The 19,978-nt window shown below is 58.8% G+C and carries 17 protein-coding genes and 1 tRNA gene; 17 read left to right on the top strand and 1 reads right to left on the bottom strand.

Features of this window, described 5'->3' with window-relative positions; all coding sequences use genetic code 11:
- Window positions 1–125 precede the first annotated feature (125 nt).
- A complete protein-coding gene (locus AC6FTP_RS05690) occupies window positions 126–1,100 on the top strand; it encodes an alkaline phosphatase family protein (protein WP_497205936.1) in 975 nt (324 codons plus the stop codon).
- A gap of 15 nt (window positions 1,101–1,115) precedes the next feature.
- On the opposite strand, the gene AC6FTP_RS05685 is transcribed toward AC6FTP_RS05690, so the two are convergent.
- Window positions 1,116–2,495 (bottom strand): cytochrome-c peroxidase, encoded by a 1,380-nt coding sequence (locus AC6FTP_RS05685; RefSeq protein WP_497205935.1) that lies wholly within the window; start codon window positions 2,493–2,495, stop codon window positions 1,116–1,118.
- A gap of 331 nt (window positions 2,496–2,826) precedes the next feature.
- Between AC6FTP_RS05685 and AC6FTP_RS05680 the strand changes: the two genes are divergently transcribed.
- The 16 genes from AC6FTP_RS05680 to AC6FTP_RS05605 all read left to right on the top strand — a co-directional run bounded on the left by AC6FTP_RS05680 (window position 2,827) and on the right by AC6FTP_RS05605 (window position 19,972).
- Window positions 2,827–3,753 (top strand): hypothetical protein, encoded by a 927-nt coding sequence (locus AC6FTP_RS05680; protein WP_497205934.1) that lies wholly within the window; start codon window positions 2,827–2,829, stop codon window positions 3,751–3,753.
- Window positions 3,750–5,711 carry a hypothetical protein gene (locus AC6FTP_RS05675; RefSeq protein ID WP_497205933.1) on the top strand — a complete coding sequence of 654 codons (1,962 nt, stop codon included), beginning with the start codon at window positions 3,750–3,752 and terminating at the stop codon, window positions 5,709–5,711. The genes AC6FTP_RS05680 and AC6FTP_RS05675 overlap by 4 nt, the downstream gene beginning before the upstream one ends.
- Complete coding sequence (locus tag AC6FTP_RS05670) at window positions 5,708–5,977, top strand: hypothetical protein (RefSeq protein WP_497201872.1); 270 nt, start codon at window positions 5,708–5,710, stop codon at window positions 5,975–5,977. Before AC6FTP_RS05675 ends, AC6FTP_RS05670 begins: the two co-directional genes overlap by 4 nt.
- A 463-nt stretch (window positions 5,978–6,440) precedes the next feature.
- Window positions 6,441–7,361 carry a 16S rRNA (cytosine(1402)-N(4))-methyltransferase RsmH gene (rsmH, locus tag AC6FTP_RS05665; protein ID WP_497205937.1) on the top strand — a complete coding sequence of 307 codons (921 nt, stop codon included), beginning with the start codon at window positions 6,441–6,443 and terminating at the stop codon, window positions 7,359–7,361.
- Entirely contained in the window at window positions 7,361–7,723 is a 363-nt protein-coding gene (locus AC6FTP_RS05660; RefSeq protein WP_497205932.1) for a hypothetical protein, read from the top strand. Before rsmH ends, AC6FTP_RS05660 begins: the two co-directional genes overlap by 1 nt.
- The gene (locus tag AC6FTP_RS05655) at window positions 7,720–9,612 is read left to right on the top strand and encodes a peptidoglycan D,D-transpeptidase FtsI family protein (protein ID WP_497205931.1); all 1,893 of its coding nucleotides are present in this window, start codon (window positions 7,720–7,722) and stop codon (window positions 9,610–9,612) included. Before AC6FTP_RS05660 ends, AC6FTP_RS05655 begins: the two co-directional genes overlap by 4 nt.
- The gene (locus tag AC6FTP_RS05650) at window positions 9,609–11,252 is read left to right on the top strand and encodes a UDP-N-acetylmuramoyl-L-alanyl-D-glutamate--2,6-diaminopimelate ligase (RefSeq protein ID WP_497205930.1); all 1,644 of its coding nucleotides are present in this window, start codon (window positions 9,609–9,611) and stop codon (window positions 11,250–11,252) included. Before AC6FTP_RS05655 ends, AC6FTP_RS05650 begins: the two co-directional genes overlap by 4 nt.
- Window positions 11,249–12,613 (top strand): UDP-N-acetylmuramoyl-tripeptide--D-alanyl-D-alanine ligase, encoded by a 1,365-nt coding sequence (locus AC6FTP_RS05645; protein WP_497205929.1) that lies wholly within the window; start codon window positions 11,249–11,251, stop codon window positions 12,611–12,613. The genes AC6FTP_RS05650 and AC6FTP_RS05645 overlap by 4 nt, the downstream gene beginning before the upstream one ends.
- A complete protein-coding gene (gene mraY, locus AC6FTP_RS05640) occupies window positions 12,610–13,809 on the top strand; it encodes a phospho-N-acetylmuramoyl-pentapeptide-transferase (RefSeq protein WP_497205928.1) in 1,200 nt (399 codons plus the stop codon). Before AC6FTP_RS05645 ends, mraY begins: the two co-directional genes overlap by 4 nt.
- Window positions 13,810–13,811: 2 nt before the next feature.
- On the top strand, window positions 13,812–15,143 hold the full coding sequence (gene murD, locus AC6FTP_RS05635) for a UDP-N-acetylmuramoyl-L-alanine--D-glutamate ligase (RefSeq protein WP_497205927.1): 1,332 nt from the start codon (window positions 13,812–13,814) through the stop codon (window positions 15,141–15,143).
- Window positions 15,144–15,171: 28 nt separating this feature from the next.
- Complete coding sequence (locus AC6FTP_RS05630) at window positions 15,172–16,281, top strand: LysM peptidoglycan-binding domain-containing protein (RefSeq protein WP_497205926.1); 1,110 nt, start codon at window positions 15,172–15,174, stop codon at window positions 16,279–16,281.
- Between the two features lie 25 nt (window positions 16,282–16,306).
- Window positions 16,307–17,482 (top strand): FtsW/RodA/SpoVE family cell cycle protein, encoded by a 1,176-nt coding sequence (locus AC6FTP_RS05625; protein WP_497205925.1) that lies wholly within the window; start codon window positions 16,307–16,309, stop codon window positions 17,480–17,482.
- 6 nt (window positions 17,483–17,488) lie between these two features.
- On the top strand, window positions 17,489–18,604 hold the full coding sequence (gene murG, locus AC6FTP_RS05620; protein ID WP_497205924.1) for an undecaprenyldiphospho-muramoylpentapeptide beta-N-acetylglucosaminyltransferase: 1,116 nt from the start codon (window positions 17,489–17,491) through the stop codon (window positions 18,602–18,604).
- A 96-nt stretch (window positions 18,605–18,700) separates the two neighbouring features.
- Window positions 18,701–19,348, top strand: a complete 648-nt coding sequence (locus AC6FTP_RS05615) for a hypothetical protein (protein WP_497205923.1) — start codon at window positions 18,701–18,703, stop codon at window positions 19,346–19,348.
- 80 nt (window positions 19,349–19,428) lie between these two features.
- Window positions 19,429–19,505 (top strand) — tRNA-Asp (locus tag AC6FTP_RS05610).
- 80 nt (window positions 19,506–19,585) lie between these two features.
- A complete protein-coding gene (locus tag AC6FTP_RS05605) occupies window positions 19,586–19,972 on the top strand; it encodes a YkvA family protein (protein WP_497205922.1) in 387 nt (128 codons plus the stop codon).
- Window positions 19,973–19,978 lie beyond the last annotated feature (6 nt).

Genomic DNA, 19,978 nt, shown 5'->3' with positions numbered 1-19,978 from the left:
TACTGGGGCCGCGCGGAGTGGAAGAAGATCCCGCTGATCCCTGATCCCATCTTTAACAAGGAGGAGATCGTGAAGACGCCGACGATCTATGATGTGGTGAAGCAGGCGGGCATGACCACGGCGGGGTGATCTGGCCCGCCTCACGCGGCGCGAAGACGCTGGACTGGACTGTGCCGGATGTGTTTGAGCAGGAGCTGTTTGAGAAATACGGCACGCCTCAGCTCATCGCGGAGGCAAAGGCGCTGGGCATCCCGGTGGAGAAGCAGATGGAGTGGTGCAAGCTGGGCAATGCCGGCAAGGCGCAGCGCGACTACATGCATGCGCAGCTCGCGGAGCACATCATCAAAACGAAGAAGCCGAACTTTCTGGCGCTGCATCTGGTGAGTCTGGACAGCTTCGAGCACGCGCATGGGCGGCAGGTGCCGGAGGCTTACTGGGCGGCGAATGACTCGGACAATCGCGTGGCGGATCTCGTACGTGCCACGGAAGAGGCGGGCATCCGCGACAAGACGACCTTTGTCATCACGACGGACCACGGCTTCATCACCTTCAAGAAGCTGATCAATCCGAATGTGCTGCTCCGGCAGGACGGGCTGACAAAGACGATGCTCGGCAAGACGCTGGACAAGTCCTCAAAGGTCTTTGCCATGGCGGAGGGCGGCGCGTGCTTTGTCTATGTGCTGGATCAGGCGAACCGCGACAGCATCCTGGCGCAGATCACGCCGAAGCTGGCGGCGATTGAGGGCGTGGAGAGCATCGTGGAGCGGAAAGACTTCGAGCGTGTGGTGGGGCATCTGCTTTCCGAGCAGGATAAGCGCGAGCCGGACCTCTTTTTGTCCGCGAAGGATGGTTACAGCTTCACGGATTCACTCGCGGACAATGCGGTCATCACCGACTTGCCCGAACAAAAGGGTGGGCACGGTTACCTGCAAACGCACCCGGACATGTACGGGTGCTTTGTCATCAGCGGAGCCGGGGTGAAGAGCGGCGGCAGCATCGAGAAGATCGACAACCGCGACGTGGCTCCGACGATGGCCGAACTGCTCGGCGTGACGATCCCCGGCGTGGAGGGCCGCGTTTTAAAGGAAGCTCTGAAGTAAGCTCCCCACTCCCGATCATGTGCTCGGAGGCGTGTAGATGAAGCGGTAGAACGTCGGCGTGGTGCCGGCGGTGGACACCGTGTGCTGGAGCGTGCCGTTGGCATTGGCATTGATGGTTGTCACGGGGTCCCACTGGCTGAGGTTGGTGGAGGCTTCGACGGTGTAGGGCAGGCCGGGCACGCCTTTGGAGGTGAGGGTGGCAGAGCCAGAGCCGTTGTTTTGCAGATCTGTGGCGACGGTGGGCAGGACGATGAGGGTGAGCTGGCCCTGAGCATTGAAGGGGCTGGACCATTTCGGGTCGGTGTAAACGGCGCTGCCGGTGAGGGTGCGGAGGAAGGCCTCCAGATCGCTGCGCTGCTGCGGGTTGAGGGGCAGGGTTTGGACGTTGCCTCCAGGCCGACGCAGGCGGGGGTCGAGGTTGGCGTTGTCGCTAGGGATGGCGCTGTAATGGGCGATCACTGCGGCGAGCGTCGCCTTGCTGGCATCATGCATGAAGGCACCATTCGATGATCCGCCAGGACCCACGAGATCACGCAAACTGGGGGAGCGGGTGTTGGTGAGGTCGGTGCCGCCGAAGCCGGTGATGACGCCGTTGTTGAGGCTGTTGGGATCGATATCGAACTCGGGCGGGCGATGGCATCCCGCGCAGCCTGCCCCACCTCCACCAGGGCCTCCAGGAGCTGCGTTGAAGAGCTGCTTGCCTGCGTTTTCTGAGGCGGTGAAATTGGGGAAGGGCTGGTTGTCATTCGCGACGGCGCGGCCTGCATCATACTTGGAGTCAAAGGACTGGATGCTGCGCACGAATTGAGCGAGCGCGCGCTGGACGCGGGTTTCGGTGATGGTGGCGCTGCCAAAGACAGCGGCGAAGAGCACGCGGTATTCCTCAATGGCCGAGAGCTTGGTGACGAGGTTGGCGAAGTTTGGGTCTTCCAGGGTGCCGCTGAAGCCCATCTCCACATGATCCTGGATGGGGCGCGTGGTTTGGTTTTCCAGCGAGGTGGCCCGCTCATCCCAGAAGAAGCGCCCCTCCGTAGCGAAGCGGCTGTTAATCAGACGCATGGAGTGCCGCCCGGTGGTGCCCGCGACTCCGGTGCTGGCCGTGGCAGGGTCGCTGAAGCCGGAGGCCTGGCGATGGCAGGAGGCGCAGGAGATGGTGTCATTGCGGGAGAGGCGTTTGTCGTAAAACAACACGCGTCCGAGTGTCGCCCCGGCATTCGTGATGGGGTTGGCGTTGGCACCGCCGGGGGTGTTGTTCTTGATGATGTAGCCTGGCACGGTCTGGGCGGCGTAGTTTGCCAGCGTGGTCAGATCGAGCACGCCCGTCTGGGCTGTGGCTGCAGAGACGAACATCAGCAGGCTCAGAGTGCAGAAGTGGGAGAGTGGGCGGGTCTTCACGGTGATGCGGGAGGGTTGATTTCGATGACATGGTGAGCGCCCTTGATCCATCTGCCCACTGACTTTACCTGGTCTTAACAAAAAAGGGCGGGTCTGTTAGGAGAGCCGTTTTTCGATCATGCCGGGCTAAACAAAACCTTAACACAGGATGGATGCTGCCTTGCCAGGATTGCCGCATTCCGGCATGGTTTTGGGGATGCAGATCACAGGGAAGATTCAGACTTTCGTTTTCGGCCTGGCCTTTGGCTGGGGCTGCATGCCGTGTCTGGCACAGGATGTGCCTCTGCCGTTTCTCGACTCGTTCTCTGCTATACTGAAAGTAGAGAGATCGATGAAGACGGATCATCTCCTGCTCGATGGCGGGGCGATGATCGAGGGCGAGTTTAAAGCAGATGCGCTGAGTCTTGAGGGTCGTGATCTCGTGGTGGCAGACATCGCTGCGATTCAATCAGGGCACGGGACACGGGCCGTGCGGGTGTTTTTGCGCGATGGGTCGGTGCTGCGTGGGTTGCTGACTTGGAAGTCGGCACGATTTGAGAGTGAAGCCCTCGGCTCCATCACGCTGAAGGCGGAGCATCCGGGGCAGATCCTGATGCGACGCGCCGATCATGATGGAAGGCTCGCAGAAAAGCCGGTGGCGTGGATGACTGACGGGCCTCTGGGGCAGGTGCTGCCAGTGATGAAGCTGCCGGACCTGCCGCTGCGTTGCCGTTGGTTGGGTGGCGAGATGGCGCTGGCGTGGTCAGACATCCGAAGCATTCGTGCCCTGCCCTCGCCAGCCCTGGAGCATGTGGTGCAGCTTGCCGATGGCAGCCGTGTGCGCGGATGGCTGGAGCTGGCCGGTGCGGCGCTGCCGATGACGGAGTGTGCGGCATGGGCGGGCAGTCCTTCATTACTCATGGCTTTGCTGGAAGGGAAGACACCAGAGCTTGCGAGGATTGCAGCAGCCTCTGTGTTAGTCGAAGACGGCTCTGTGATCGCGGGTGAGATGGGGGCACCGAGCCTTTCCTGGCAAACGAAGGAGGGTGTGGTGACAATGAAGGCCGCTGATGTCGTGGAGTTGCGTCGTCTGCCGGAGGTCGATGCTTCAGGCTTGGGCGCCGTGTTTGAGATCACAACCCATCAAGGGGGGAAACACATGGGACGCCCTCGCGATGCTGCGCTGCTCTGGAAGCGCGGTGCGGAGGTGCTCCGTCTGCCCTGGCCTCTGATCCAGGGCATCAAGCCTGCCACCCAAGAACCTGCTCCGAAATCATGAGCCGAACTTTCCTGATTTTCTTTCTCATTCTATGCCTGCTTTCGTCTGCCGGAGCGCAGCAGGTGCCTTCGCTCCCTTATCAGCCAAGCGTCATCACGGATGCGAAGGGGCATGAATGGTACATCGAGCAAAACGGCACGCTTCAACGCAATGGCGGCGGTGCCTCCATGATCGGGAACTGCATGACGCTGCAGATGGGAAGCCAGCAGTTTTATGCGCAGCAGCCGCTGACGACTCCCGATGGCAAGGAGATCTCCATGTCTTCACAGCAGCCGCTCAACGGCATCGCCATCACCCGGCGTATCACCGTGATGGAGAGCGCGGGAGCCCTGCGGTATGTGGACGAGTTTTTCAACACAACGAGCCGCGATGTCACACTCTCCGTCGAGATCCGCCACGGTCTGAACAACACCGCGCGTGAACTCACGAGCAACCTCGGACGTGTGATCAAGGACACGCTCGAAGCCCAGGAATCAGGCATCCTGGCACTGCCTGGTGACTCGGAGCGCAGCGCGCCCGCACTTTTTCTGAGCATCCGTGCGCCGAAGTCGGCTTTGCCGCTGCGTCTGCGTGTGCAGAACAAGTATCAGATCTCTGTGTTCTACACGTTCATGATTCCTGCCGGGCAGTCGCAAACGCTGGTTCACGGCATCGCCCAGATCCAGCTCGGGGCCAAGGCATCTGCGGAAGAGATCTGCAAGGCATGTGCGCCTTTTGCTCTGGCTCGTCTGGCGAAGGGCCTGCCAAAAAGTGTGCTCAAGTCGGCGGCGAACCTCGGATCGGCGGCGGATGGTTTTGGTGGTAGAGATTTTTTCCCGAATGAGTTCTGGGGCATCACGCCTGGGGCCTCTGATCAGCTCGCGCTCGGCAAGGATTCGCTTTTAAAAGGCAAGGTCACGATGGCCGGCCTGGCTCTGCAACGCGAGGGAGGCAAGGTCACTCCAGCACTCGACAACATCGCCGCCATCGCGGGGCCGATCTTTACCGATGATGCTCGGTCTTGGCTCTGGCTGCGCGATGGGCAGCGGCTGCTGGGCACTCTGGACTCTGGGGAGCTGCGCTTCACGCTTCTCAGCGGAGCGGAGTTGCCGGTCGCCAAGTTGGACCGCCTCGTGCTGGCGAAGTCCACCGAGCCTGCGCTGCCATTGGCGCATCCTTTGATCGAACTTCTGAACGGCGAGCGGATCATCATCCAGCCAGAAGGTGATTTTCAAGCGAGTGCTCCGTGGGGAAGGATGAGCGTGCCCTGGAGCGAACTCATTGCTTTGCAAAAAGCGGATGATGAGGTGCTCGGCGGCCTGCTGTGTCTGCGTGATGGCACAAGAGTCCGTGTTTTGCCACAGGCTGAAAAAAGCCGAATCAAGACGCTGACTCTCGGTGAGCAGGACATGGATCTCGCGGACCTGCGTCGGCTCATCACGCCGCTGGCCGCGACCACGTCTGATGAAGATGCAGAACCCGCGACCAGCTTTCTCGATCTCACCGGCGGGCAGCGACTCGTCGCGCGCATCACTGACGCGGCGCTTACCTTGATGACCGAGGCAGGACCTCTGGCCCTCACGCCCGCGAGCATTCGAGAACTGCGGGATGTCAGCGAGGATGAAAGCAGCCCCGATCGAGTGTTTGAAGCCGATCTCTGGGGCGGGGGAGTGGTGCGAGGGGCACTCGAAAATGCAGGCATCAAAGTGGAGGGACGTGGTTTTGTCTGGGACATCCCCGCACGACAGCTCAGGCGTCTTGTGAATCCGATCCCCGTCACCGACAACTCACTCATGCGCCGCATTGGCCAACTCATTCAGGATCTCGGTCACGAGCAGTGGAAAACCCGAGAATCAGCCACCACCGCGCTGAGAGAACTCGGCCCTCTGGCCCGAGGCAGCTTGCAGGAAGCCCTGAAGTCTGCCACAGACGCAGAAGTCGCCCGCCGACTCGAAGAACTCCTCCAGGATCCTGAATGAACGAAGCCCCCCACGAAGACACTGACCGCAACCTCGGCCCTCAGCCGCTGGATACCATTCTCGCCGAGCACAGCCTCGGGAATCATGACATCGTCGCCGCCTGTGAAGAGCCGCTGACACACAAAGCTGTCCAGCGTGCGCGCAAAGGCCGTCGTCTGACCAAGCACATGCAGCGCCGTGTGACTGCGGCCTTGAACAAGGCAGTATCCCTTCAAGGCAACGAAGAAAAGCGTGAGTGGAAGGTCTCTGAACTCTTCAATTACTGAGTCGAGAAAAGGCACACCTGATGTCGGTATGGTGCCCTGAGCTTCATGGCTTAAAGTGTTATAATGAACAGCTTACGCGCGGGTTCAGGTCTTTAAAAATCCCCAACTCTATGATTGATATGGCTGGCGCGATTATGTATTACGGGGCTCTAAAGTATTTATATTTTGGAACTTCTAATGCTTCCCGACATTTAGCGCACCTCTCACCACCCTTCAAGCCATGTCTCCCGCCTGTGCTCCATTTGCCACTCTTCATCGAGTGCATTCAGGATGTGGCGCGCCCTTGATCAGCGGCTGGAGGGGGATCACCAGCTGGCTTCAAGTCGGCATCTGGCCGTGGTTTGGGGCGACCGATGCGATGGATGACCTCATGCCCTGGGGACGTGGCTCTCTCACTCCACGAAATTCCCAGCAAGGAGGAAAAGAACCTGAAATGCCCGAAGACGTCACCCCGCAGCGCGAACTGCCCTTTTATCATCTGCCTGTACTGATGCAGGAAGTGCTGGAATATCTCCAGCCGGCCCCCGGAAAGCTCATCTTCGATGGCACGCTGGGCGGCGGCGGTCACACAGAAGCGCTGCTCCAGCATGGCGCGCGCATCGTGGCGATGGATCAGGATGATGAAGCGCTCGGTCATGCCAAAGAGAGACTCAAAGGCTACTCTGACCGCTTCTGTGCGCTGAAAGGCAACTTCCGCGACTTCCCAGCCGTGCTGACTGAGGCTGGCGTCGGCGGGCTGGATGGGATGCTCATCGACATCGGAGTCAGCAGTCGCCATCTCGATGCCGCTGAGCGCGGCTTCTCCTTTGCCAAAGATGGCCCGCTCGACATGCGCATGGACACGAACGCGCCGCTGAAAGCGAGCGACATTGTCAACACCTGGGCGCAAGAGGACATTGAACGTCTCCTTCGCGAAAACGCAGAGGAGCAGAACGCCCGCCGCATCGCCCGCGCCATCTGCCAGGACCGAGTGAAGACGCCCTTTACCACCACGCTGCAACTCGCCGAGATGATCGCCCGCGTTTGTCCGAAGACCGGTAAGAAGCATCCTGCCACACTCACCTTCCAAGCCCTGCGCTGTGAGGTGAACTCCGAGCTGCCCGCCCTTCGTGAGTTCCTCGCCTCTGCACCGAAGTGGCTGAAACCCGGCGGACGTCTCGTGGTCATCAGTTTCCACAGCATCGAAGACCGCATCGTAAAGCAGGCCTTTCATAACTACGCAGCCCCTTTCCTCGACCGACCCGAATGGCCCGCTCCGAAGCCGAATCCAGCCTACTGCCTCCGACTCCTGACGAAGAAACCCGTCGAAGCCAGCGAGCAGGAACTCCAAGTGAACCCCCGCGCCCGAAGCGCGCGCCTGCGCGCCGCCGAGCGACTTCCGTGATGAAACGCAATCACTACCGCAACAAGATCGGACTGCCTGTGCTCACGGCAGTCCTGATCCTTTGTGGTGGCGTATTGCTGGCTGCACTCAGCGTCGTGGTGAACAAAAATCGTGTCGCAGCACTCGCTGAGCAGCAGCGTCAGGTGGAGCAGGAGATGAAGCTCCTGAACATCGAGATCACCAACCTCGAGAGGAAGATCGACCAGATGCTCGATGGCCCCCGCGTGCAGCCCGTCCTTCAGGCGAAGGGCACCTGGCTGCAAAAGATCAATGCCAGCCCCGAGGCCCGGGTGCTGATCCAGATCAAGCCCATCCCCGCCGCGAAAGCCGTGGCTCAAAATGAAGTGACGTCCCCGCCATGATGCCCACTCCCACCCAGCGCCAGATCCGTCGTGACCGCCCGCTTGTCAGGCGCATGTTACTGACGACGTGCCTGCTCACCCTCGGATTCTCCGCCGTGGTCTGGCGGCTCTACGATCTGCATTTGAAACGCGGTCCAGCGCTCGCCGAGATGGCCTCTGCGAAGTTTCGCGAGATCCGTCCGCTGCCTGCGCAGCGCGGCTCCATCAAGGACAACAGCGGGCGTTACCTGGCCTATGATGAAGAGATCTTCGATCTCAGCACCAACCGCGTGCATTTGAATGAGCCCCCCACCGTGAAGCTGGCACTTTCAAAAGTGCGCAAGGTCGGTGTACGTGACCTCACCCGAGAGATGAGTGACGTCCAGATCATTGCCGCGTATCAGGAGCACATCGCCACGGTCATTGCTCCAAAGCTCGGAATCAGTTTTGATGAAGCGCTGCTCAAATTGCACTCCAAAGAGCAGATCGAAGTCTTGGCTGAGAAGATGAACGAAGACCAGGCCAAAGAGTGGAAAAAGCTCCTTGATGAGCAGTTCATCAAGGGAGTGTATGTGAAGTCCACGATTCGTCGCCACTACCCCACGGAGAATCGTCTCGCACTCATTGTTGGTGGCGTCGAGGATGGCAAAGGCGGTGTGCGTGGTGTTGAAATAACCCAGGAACAAACACTGCGCGGCACACCCGGCAGCATCGAAGTCGAGCACGACAAATATGGTCGTGAACTCCCCCTCTATCGCGGTGAGGTCAAAGATCCCGTCCACGGACGTGACATTCATCTCACCATCGACATGCAGATCCAGGATGCCGTCGATCGCATCGTCGAGCAGGCAAATCTCCAATGGAAACCGAACAAGATCATGGCCGTCGTCACTGAAGTCGGCACAGGCTCCGTGCTCGCCATGAGCTTCCGCCCAGATCATGATCGTAACACTCCAGCCTCCACGAACTGGAAGAACCTCGCCATCTACGAGCCATATGAACCCGGCTCCACATTCAAGGTCGTGGCCTTCACGGGCGCGCTCGACTCCGGCAAAATCTCCACGGGGACACATATCGACTGTGAACTCGGCGACTACATTGATCCTGTCTTCAAAGTGCCGCTGCACGATTTGAAGTCACAGGGCACAGTGCCCGTGACGGATGTCTTCAAATTCTCCAGCAACATCGGCACCTTCAAGGTGTACAAGCGCATCGGCCAGGAAACCTTCCTCGACTATGTGCGTCGCTTTGGCTTTGGCCACCTCACGGGCATTGAGCTGAATGGGGAAAGCGATGGCTACATCAACGAGAAGACATGGTCGAATGCCACGCACTCACGTTTCCCCATTGGTTACGAAGTGAACGTCACACCCATCCAGATGGCCATGGCTTACGGTGCTATCGCCAATGGCGGCATCCTCATGAAACCACGCCTCGTGGACCGGATCGTCAGTGATGGCGGGCGTAAAGAAGAGATCATCGCGCCAGAAGTGGTGCGGCAGGTTTGCAAAGGCCAGACGGCCAAAACCATGCGTGATCTGCTCGAACTCGTTGTCGAAGAAGGCACCGGTTCGCGCGCTAAATTCGATGGGCTCGAAGCCGGCGGCAAGACTGGCACTTCACGCCGCTATGACTCCGAGCACATCTGGCGTGATGACCACGGGAAGCGGCATAAAGGCGGCTATCCCGAAGGGCAGTGGATCACATCCTTTGCGGGCTTTGCGCCTGCGAAAGATCCGAAGATCGTCTGCATCGTCGTGCTCGACTATCCCAAATGCGAGGACAAGACCGCCATCGGCGGTGGCAAAGTAGCCGCGCCGATCTTTGGCGAGATTGCCTCAGAGGTATTGAAACAGCTCTCGGTGCGTCCTCAACGCCCGCTTGCTCAAGAAAGAGGAAATCAAGAATGACCCTGCGCGAACTCATCACCCATTTTGACAAACCCGTGACCAGCGGAAGCCTGGACACGAATATCGGCATGCTCGCCTACGATTCGCGTAAGGTCGCGCCAGGCACTGCCTTTGTCGCCCTGCGAGGTAACAAGTCAGATGGACACGATTTCATTCCCAAGGCTATCGAATCAGGTGCCTCCGCCATCATCGCCGAACAGGCACCGCCGAATGACTGCAAGATCCCATGGGTGCATGTGAAGCAGACGCGCATTGCTCTCGCTCAAGGCGCGGCGGCTTTACAGAACTTCCCAGCAGCAAAGATCGCCATTGTCGGTGTCACCGGCACGAATGGAAAGACCACCACGGCCTACCTGATGCACCATTTGCTCAATCAGGGGCAGAAGCTTTGCGGACTACTCGGCACCGTGATCTATGACATCGGCGGTAAACTCGTGCCTGCCACACACACCACGCCGGAGTCTTTGGAGATTCAGGGATTGCTCGCGCAGATGCGTGACAACGGCTGCAAAGCTTGCGCCATGGAAGTCAGCTCTCATGCGCTCGATCAGGAGCGCACGTATGGCCTGCCTTTCGCCGCAGGCGTCTTCACCAATCTCACGCAGGACCATCTCGACTATCACGGAACGATGGAGGCCTACTATGCTGCCAAGGTTCGCCTGTTTGAAACCATCGCCTCACAGCCAAAGGGGCAGATGGTCATCAACCTCGATGATGCCTGGGGGCGCAAGCTTATCACGCGCTATGAAAGCACAGGCCGCGTCACGAAGTTCGGCTTTGGCGTCGGTGCCGACTACCGAGCCGTGAATCCTCGCTACGACATGACCGGTTCCACCTTTGAACTTGAGGTCAAAGGCCGCTCCTTCCTCGTCCGCCTGCCACTTATCGGTGACTTCAATATCTACAACGTTCTCGGAGCTCTCGCCGCCGCACACTCTGTTGGTTTGAATCTTCGTGAGACCATCTCGCACCTCAAAAATTCCCCGCAGGTTCCAGGTCGTCTCGAACGAGTGACGGGTGACACCAGCCGCTTCCAGGTCTTCGTGGACTATGCACACACGCCAGATGCGCTTGTGAACGTGCTCAAAACTCTCCGCTCACTGCGACCACGCCGAATCATCACGGTGTTCGGCTGCGGTGGTGATCGTGACCGCTCGAAGCGTCCGAAGATGGCCGCTGCGGCTGAGTCAGGCAGCGACATCTGCATCGTCACCAGCGACAACCCTCGCAGTGAAGTCCCCGAGTCCATCATCGCTGATGCCGTGAAAGGATTCGCTCGTCCGAAGAATCATGCCAGCATCGTGGACCGTCGCGAAGCCATCAAAGCTGCTCTCGAAAACGCTCGGGATGGCGACATCATCCTCGTCGCCGGCAAGGGACACGAAGCGTATCAGGAAGTGCTGGGCGTGAAGCATGACTTCGATGACCGTCGCGTCGTCCGCCAGCTTCTCATCCGCATCAGTGGAGACCGCGATGCCGAGCGTGCCGAACGTGAAGCTGAAAAAGAAGCCGAACGTCTCGCTCGCGATGGCGGAGACATGACGCCCCGTGATCCTATCCGCCGCCCACGCGGAGACGATGATCGCTTCGGACCGCCAGCACACCCAACCGATGGAAGGCGGCCCCCACCTCGCCGATGAAAAGCATTGATCTCCAGACTCTCGCCACATTCGCAGACGGTTCGCTGTCCGCGAATGGAGACGTGTCTGTGACTCGTGTGATCACCGATTCGCGCAAGGTTACGTCTGGAGACGTGTTCGTTGCTCTGAAGGGCGATAAATTTGATGCACACGATTTCCTCCCGCAGGTCATCGCCGCAGGGGCCGCCGCCGTTTTGGTCGAGCGGGGCAGGGGAGTCGATTCCGACACCTGCGCCATGATCGAGGTCAGTGACACGCTGCTTGGCCTGCAAAACATGGCGCGCGGTTATCGTGCCTGGCACCAGCCTGTGATCATTGGTCTGACTGGCAGCAATGGCAAAACCTCGACCAAGGATCTTACGGCCATCATCATGGCTGCCAAGCTCCAAACCCGCTCCACGTTTGGGAATCTGAACAACCACATCGGTGTGCCTCTCACCCTGCTCAGCTTTGAGGATGGTGATGAATGTGGAGTCGTGGAGATGGGCATGAATCATGCAGGCGAGATCAAAGTGCTCGTCGATATCGCTCTTCCAGATGCAGCCATCGTCACCAATGTCGGCATGGCCCACATTGAGCACCTTGGTTCCCAGGACGCCATCGGCTGGGAAAAGGGAACGCTGCCAGCGAACGTGCATGGCGAAGGGGTCGTTGTACTGAACGCGAACGATCCCTTTACCGATCTCATCGCCCGTCATTGTCAGGCCACCGTTTTTCGTGCAGGCACGAATGCTGGTGATGTGCGTGCCTTTGATCTGCGTTCGAATGCAGAAGGCACAGCCTTCAAACTCGACTTCGCTGGCGAAGTTGTGGAGACCTTCCTGCCCATCATTGGCGATCACATGGTCGGCAATGCCGCGCTCGCCGCCTGCATGGGCTGGGCGCAGGGCGTCTCCCCGGCAGATATCGCCGAAGCATTGCGCAACGCCAAGCTCACCGGCGGACGCATGGAGACGAAATCAGTGAGTGGCATCCACTTCATCGATGACTCCTACAACGCCAATCCCGACTCCATGAAGGCCGGGTTATCTGCACTCGCTGCATTGCAGAATTCAGGGCGCAAGATCGCCGTGCTCGGTCGCATGGGTGAACTGGGTGTTCACGCGGTCGAAGGTCATCGTGATGTCGGCAGACACGCCGCCGCCCAGGCTCTTGATGCCGTCTTCACTGTAGGCGATGAAGCCGCGCTGATCAGCGAAGCCGCCAAAGCTTCCGGACTCGCTGAGACGCAGAACTTTGCGTCTCACGAAGCCTGTGCCGCTCATTTGAAAACCACGCTTCAGGCGGGGGATGCAGTGCTGCTCAAAGGCAGCCGCTCCACGGGCATGGAGAAGGTCCTCAACCACTTTCAGAACTCATGATTTACTGGCTCTACGAACTCAGAAACTGGCTCGAAGCCGCTGATTGGATCAGCGACGACTCGTTTGTCTTCAAGCTGCTGAACATCTTCAAGTATCACACCTTCCGCGCTGGAGGCGCAGCGATCACAGCGTTCTTCCTTTCGCTCATGTTTGGGGATCGGCTGATCCGCAAACTCATCTCTCTGAAGATCGGGCAGCCTATTCGTACAGCGGAGGAAGTTCACAAACTTTTCGAGCTGCATGGTAAGAAAGCTGGCACGCCAACCATGGGGGGCATCCTCATCCTAGCCACAGTTGTCTTCTCCACGCTGCTGTGGGCGAAGTGGGACAACATCCTCGTCTGGAACATCCTCTTCTGTACCATTGGTCTCGGTGCACTCGGGTTCTATGATGACTACCTGAAGATCAGCAAGAAGAACTCCAAAGGTGTGACGGCACGGACCAAACTTGTGTGGCAGGGGAGTGTAGCTCTCGTCACGGCGCTCGTTTTTTGCTATCTCGTGCCAACGGACGCCACCCTGGATGCGGCGAGTAAAGCTGGGCATTCGGCCTTCATTGAATTCGGCGGTGATTCGACTCTGCGTGCGCTTTTCCTGCCCTTCTACAAAGGCCCGATCATTAACGACATGAGCATCGTTGCTGTCGCCTTTTTTACGCTGATCATCGTGGGCGCATCGAACGCGGTGAATCTCACAGATGGCTTGGATGGCCTCGCCACCGGTTGCTCGCTGACGACAGCTATTGCCTACACGGCTTTCGGCTATGTCTCCGGCAGCGCTCTTTATTCCAGCTACCTCGGCGTGCCGCATCACTCGCTCGCGAATGAGATTCCCATCGTCGCCATGGCACTGGCGGGTGCATGTCTGGGCTTCCTTTGGTTCAATGCTCATCCGGCCAAGATGTTTATGGGTGACACAGGCTCGCTCGCCCTGGGCGGTTGCATCGCCAGTGTGGCCATTGCCTGCCGTCAGGAGATCGTGCTGGCGCTCGTTGGTGGCGTCTTCGTCATGGAGGCCATGAGTGTGATCATCCAGGTCATCAGCTTCAAAAAGCGCGGCAAACGCGTCTTCCGCATGGCCCCCATCCACCACCACTTCGAACTCGGTGGCTGGCATGAAAACCAGGTCATCGTCCGCTTCTGGATTCTCTCCCTCTTCTTCGCGCTGCTCGGGCTCGCGACTCTGAAACTTCGCTGATCATGTCACGCTTCACAGGACAACACTTCGCCATTCTCGGTGCTGGACGCAGCGGGCTCGGCGCTGCGCGTCTGGCCCGTCTGCATGGCGCAGAGGTGACCGTGATTGATGAAGGCGATGCCGTGAAACTTCAGTCAGCGCTCGACAAGCTCCATGCCGAGAGCTTCCGCACCATCTCAGGGAAGACGGCTCGTGATCTATTCATAAAGCCGGGTGAGTTCCAGCGTGTGATCATTAGTCCCGGACTGGATGCAGGATGGCCGCTGCCGAAGAAGTTTACGGATGCAGGTGTGACTCTCGAAGGCGAAATGGAGTTTGCCTTCAATCTGACTGACATGCCCATGGTCGGCATCACCGGCACGAATGGCAAAAGCACCTGCACGGAGCTCATCGCACACATCTTTGAAGCCTGCGGCAAACGCTCGATTCCCTGTGGCAATCACGGCATCTCTTTGAGCGAAGTCGTGGCCTCGGGCGAGAGCTATGACGTGCTGGCTTTGGAGATCAGCAGCTTCCAGCTCGAAACCATTCAGAACTTCCGGGCCAAGGCCAGTCTGTGGCTGAACTTTGCTCCCGATCATCTCGACCGCTATCCGGGGATGCCCGAGTACTTCGCCGCTAAAGCACGCATCTTTGAAAACGTGACCGCCGAAGATGTCGCCATCGTCAGGGCGGGTGAATGTGTCTCGTCGGGAAAGGCCAAACGTTTGACGTTCTCCGCCTATGGCGCGGAAGCGAATGCTGTTTATTCGAAGGGTGAATTCTTCGTCGATGGTCAGCGCATCGGTGATGCCGCTGCCATCCGCCTGCGGGGTCGGCATAACATGGAAAACATCCTCGCCGCGATGATGGCATGTCATGTTCATGGTGTGCCGTATGCCGATGCGCTGGCTGCTGTGGCCGGGTATGTGCCTCCAGCTCATCGCTGTGAACTCGTGCGAGCGCTGAATGACCGCGAGTATATCAATGACTCGAAGGCCACGAATCTCCACGCGTTGGAAGCCTGCATCGGTGCCATGGACCGTCCTATCGTGCTGATCGCCGGAGGCAAGCAGAAGGGACTCGATTACACGCCGCTGCGAGCCTCGCTGAATGGTCAGGTGCGCGCCATGGTGCTCATCGGTGAGATCAGGCAGCCCTTGCATGATACCTTTGCCGATCTTCTCCCCTGCCGCATGGCGGCAGACATGGCGGATGCGGTGAAGATCGCCACGGAGCTATCCCTGCCTGGTGACAGCATCATCCTAAGCCCCGGCACCTCCTCCTTCGACATGTACACCGGTTACGGCCAGCGCGGAGAGGCATTCCGCACAGCGGTAAATGCACAAAACTGATTTCACAAACAACGAACCCGACAACACCATGAAAAAGAAAAACGACAGACTGATTCTGAAGCTCACCAAGAGTGAGAAACACAAACACAACGTTGCCATGGTTAACGAAGACCAGGAGTGGAACCGTCACGAGCCAAACTCGGGCATGGGACGCATGTTCTTTGTCATGCTGCTCATTCACGTCGTCGTGATTGGCGGCATCATTGTCTATGACTGGCTTAACGGAGAAGAAAGCGCTCCCGTCAGCATTGAAAGCATAAGCAGTGCGACGAATGCGAGTGCGCTTCCGCCACCCGCATTGAATGCAGCAGACATTGCAGCGCAGATACCCATCGAAGACTGCTCCACCTATGAGTGGCGCTCGGGTGACAGCATCGCCAGCGTGGCGAAGAAGCTTGGTGTCAGTGAAGAGGTGCTCATCAAGATGAACATGCTCGACAAGGGCACTCAGCTCGAAGCCAACAGCATCATCCGTTATCCGAAACAACCTGTGGTGAAGGCCCTCGGGCTGAGCGTTGCCGGTGCCGATGGTGCGCTGCCTGTGGTTGTTCCGCCGGATGCCAGCATTGCTGCGGCTGAAGTGCCGATGGCTCTGAATGTTCCTGGCGAGCAGACCTTCTCCTTCCAGCCTACCATCGTCAATGAGCTGGCTCCGACGCCTGGAACCAACGGTGTTTCCTTCGTGGCTCCGAACGTCCAGGACGCACCTCCGGCCGCAGTGACTCCCGAAGCCACGGGTGAACCAGTGATGAAGTCCGAAGCCCTCGTGCAGGATACCCCACCCGCACCCGCTCCTGTGGCGAAGACTGAGACGCCAAAGGTCGAGCAGGCACCGCCAGCCAAAGTTGAGCCTAAGCCAGCACCGAGGATCATCGCCAAAGCTGACGACGATGTGCCGAAGGCCATTCCTGTGAAGCGCTACACTCCTCCTGCCGTGGCCGAGAAGCCTGCGGTGAAGAAGAAGTCCACCGAGGCTTCGTCGGCAAAGTCCAAGACCTACATTGTGAAGCCCAATGAAACGCTATATGGCATCGCCAGCCGTCAAGGTGTGACAGTGAAAGCCCTCCAGGATGCGAACAAGATTACCAAGCCGGAATTGCTGCGTGAAGGTATGAAGTTGGTGATTCCCGTGAAGTGATTTTAACCTCTGCCAAACCATCACCATGGCCAAACGCTCTGTCCTCTTCCTCATTCTCTCGGTCGCCTTGCTCGTCGGGCTTGGCATCACGATGCTGGCGAGCACGAGCTTCTTTACCAAGGAAGGTGGCGGGGAGGCGTATGTCACGGTTTGGAAGCAGGTCATGTGGGTGGGACTGTCCATCGCTGCTTGTGTGGTGACGGCGCTGATTGATTACAACCGCTGGTACAAATGGCGCTGGTGGGTGCTGGGCATCGCTGTGCTGGGGCTGCTCATCTGCTATGAATGGCATCTCTCGCAGTGGCTCGGCTACAAGGCGGTCCTGGCAAAGCGTGTGAATGGGGCGGCGCGTTGGATCGGCGTAGGCTCGATGACTTTGCAGCCTTCAGAGCTGGCCAAGCTCGCCCTTATCATGGCGATGGCAGGCTGGTTTGCCACCTATCAGGACTTGGAGAGAACGCTGAAGCACGGCCTGCTGCTTCCCGGTGCCATTCTCGGCGGCGTGGTTCTGCTCATCGGTGGCGAGGTCGATCTCGGTAACGCTGTGGTCGCGGCTACAGTCGGTGCTGGTATCATGTTCGTCGCAGGCACACGCTTCAGCTTTCTCGGGGCGATTGGCGGGTTCTCTTTGGCGGCCTTGGCGGTGGGCATCAAGTTTGCCCCGAATCGCTTCGAGCGTGTGATGGCCATCTTCGACCTCGAAAAATTCAAGGATGGCATCGGTCTCCAGCAGTGGGTGTCCTGGCTGGCCTTTGGTTCCGGTGGAATGGAGGGACGCGGGCTCGGTGAAGGCCGCATGAAGCTCTCCTACCTGCCCGAGGCGCACACGGACTTCATTTTCCCCATGGTTGGAGAGGAACTGGGCCTCTGGGGCGTTATCGGCACGATTGTGGCCTTCGTGGTGATGATTTTTGCTGGAATGTGCATCAGCGCCTATGCCCCGAACCGTTTTGGCAAGCTTCTCGGATTTGGACTGACTTTTCTCCTAGGACTCGAAGCGCTCTTGAACATGGGCGTGACCACTGCTCTGCTGCCCAACAAGGGACTTCCACTCCCCTTCGTCTCGTACGGAGGATCGAGCCTGCTGGCGGCCATGGTGGCCGTGGGAATCCTGATCAACATTCATCGCCAGGGCGTGCATCTGACGTGGGATCAGCTTCCTGTGATCCGTCGGAACCGCCGCTGGACTCCCCAGCTCTGATTTTTCGTGAAGTCCAAATCCAACCCCAAGTCCATCCATGTGCTGATCGCCTGTGGTGGCACCGGTGGCCATCTCTTTCCAGGCATTGCCGTCGCCGAAGTCCTCAGCGCCCGTGGGCATGACGTGACCCTGCTCATCAGTGAAAAGAAGATCGACTCCATCGCCGCCTCCGGTCACAAAGAGCTGTGCTTCGAAAAAATGCCCTTCCTGGCCATGCCCAAGCCATGGTCCCCGAAGATGATCGGCTTCCTCTCCGGTCTCTGGAAAGGCATGAAGCAGTGCCGAAAGATCATCCAGGATCACCAGGTCAGTGTCGTCATCGGCATGGGCGGATTCACCTCCTTTGCCCCGCTCTATGCCGGCCGGAAGGAAAAATGCCGCACGCTCATCCACGAGAGCAACGCCATTCCAGGCAAGGCCAACCGGCTCAATGCCCGCTATGCCGACACTGTGCTCTGCGGGCTGGATGCCTGCAAAGCGCACTTTCCCAAGCATGGAGACGTGCGCGTCGTCGGCACGCCCATCCGCAGTTCCATGCGCCAGACCTCGAAGGAGGACCCTCATGCCTTCTTCAAGCTCGATCCCAAGAAGAAAACACTGCTCATCATGGGCGGCAGCCAGGGCGCACGCGGCGTGAACCGCGTCGTCGGCATGACGTTGGAGCAGTTTGAAAAAATGGGCATCCAGGTCCTCCACATCGCCGGTCCTACCGACTACGAGGAAGTCCGTGATGTCTATGCCAAGCATCCGCTGCTGCCCCAGCACTTCGCCGCCTTCTGCCATCGTATGGACCTTGCGTATCGGGCTGCGGATCTCGCCATCGCCCGCAGTGGCGCCTCTTCCATGTCAGAGCTGGCTTACTTCGGTGTGCCGAGCCTGCTCGTGCCTTATCCCTTTGCCGCAGAGGACCACCAGACACGCAATGCCGAGATCTTCGACAAGGCGGGTGCCTCAAAAATGCTCATCGAAAAGGATCTGAATGCCGACTCCCTCGCCGATGCCGTGCGTGGCATCCTCACCAAAAGCAAAAAGTCCGAAGAGATGAAGCGTGCGGCAAACAAAATCGCCGTGCGCAACTCGGCGGAAAAGATCGCCGACCTGATTGTCAAAGCGGGAAAATGAGAGAGTCGGCGCTGGTCGTCCCGCCCAAAACAGCCATCATGCTGCGCAGGATTCCCCTCGCTTGCGCGTTTCCTCCGCCCTCCTAGCATCGCCTTCATGAAAAAGCCCCTCATTGCCAGCCTCCTCATGCTCACCGCCCTCGCTCAAGCCGGGGAGGTGAAGACCTTCACGATCAACGCCGATGAATGGCCCGAGGGGGAGGTGCCCAAAGAAGTCTTCATCGTCGAAGGCAAGATCCAGATCACCGCTAAGGATGGCAACAAAGCCATCGTCATCGACCCAGGGGCCGAACTCACCGATGCCTGCGCCCAGGTCGCCACCTCCGCTGCAGGGGAGTCCAGCATTGAGGCGCGTGCCTTCGCCAGCAAGCGCGCGCGCAGCGTGCCGAAGTTCGGCGTCAGCGTCCACGGCATGAGCGGCTATCGCCTTATCGTGAATGCAGCGAAGAAGCAGCTCGAACTCGTGAAATCCGATGTCGTGATCGCCAGCGTCCCATTCATCTGGACGAGCGACGCCTGGCTGAAGCTGAAGCTCGATGTGAAGCGTGGTGAAGGTGATGCCTGGCTCATCACCGGCAAAGCCTGGCCAGCTGATGCTGCCGAACCTGCCGAGGCTGCGGTGAAAGCCGAGGACAAAGGTCTGAAGGGCCAGGGCAAAGCCGGAGTCTGGGGCACACCCTATTCACAGACCCCGATTTTCTTCGACGACATCGTCGTGAAGATCGAGACCGCCCCTGCGGCATGATTTTTTTGTGTGAAAAGAGTAATTTCCAGTTGCCTCCACGCCATGTGCCGCTAGTATCGCGGCCCACGATTCTGGATACTGGAGCGGTAGCTCAATTGGTTAGAGCGCCAGCCTGTCACGTTGGAGGTTGCGGGTTCAAGTCCCGTCCGTTCCGCCAGAAGTGTAAAAAAAGCCCGCTCAGAAATGAGCGGGCTTTTTGCTGTTCTGGTAGTAGCTTTCTGAACCTGCCTCACCGCCATGCCACCCTCTTCGGACAATCAGCACGATATCGACATCGCCAAGGTCACTCAGCGTGCCAAGGAGATCGAAGACAAGCTGCCGCGCCTCCGTAAAGTCATGGAGAGCGCCAAGGTGGTGCTTTCCCTCGTGAAGGACTACTGGGCGGGTAATTACCGCGAGGTGCCTTACTGGGTCATCAGCGCCGGGGCACTTGCCCTGCTTTACGTTCTGAATCCGGCAGACGTGATTCCCGATGTCATCATCGGCGTCGGCTACCTCGACGATGCCACAGTGGTCGCCTTTTGCCTGAAGCTCATCGAGCGTGAGTTAGAGCGCTACAAGGAGTGGAAAGCTGCCCAGGCAGCGCCTCCAGCCAAGAGTTCAGGCAAGGTGATCGATGTTTAGCTGCGG

The organism is Prosthecobacter sp., from assembly GCF_044378005.1.
In the GTDB taxonomy this organism is placed as follows: domain Bacteria; phylum Verrucomicrobiota; class Verrucomicrobiia; order Verrucomicrobiales; family Verrucomicrobiaceae; genus Prosthecobacter.
The sequence above is the reverse complement of the archived record's forward strand: the minus strand, read 5'-3'. Positions and strand labels throughout refer to the sequence as shown.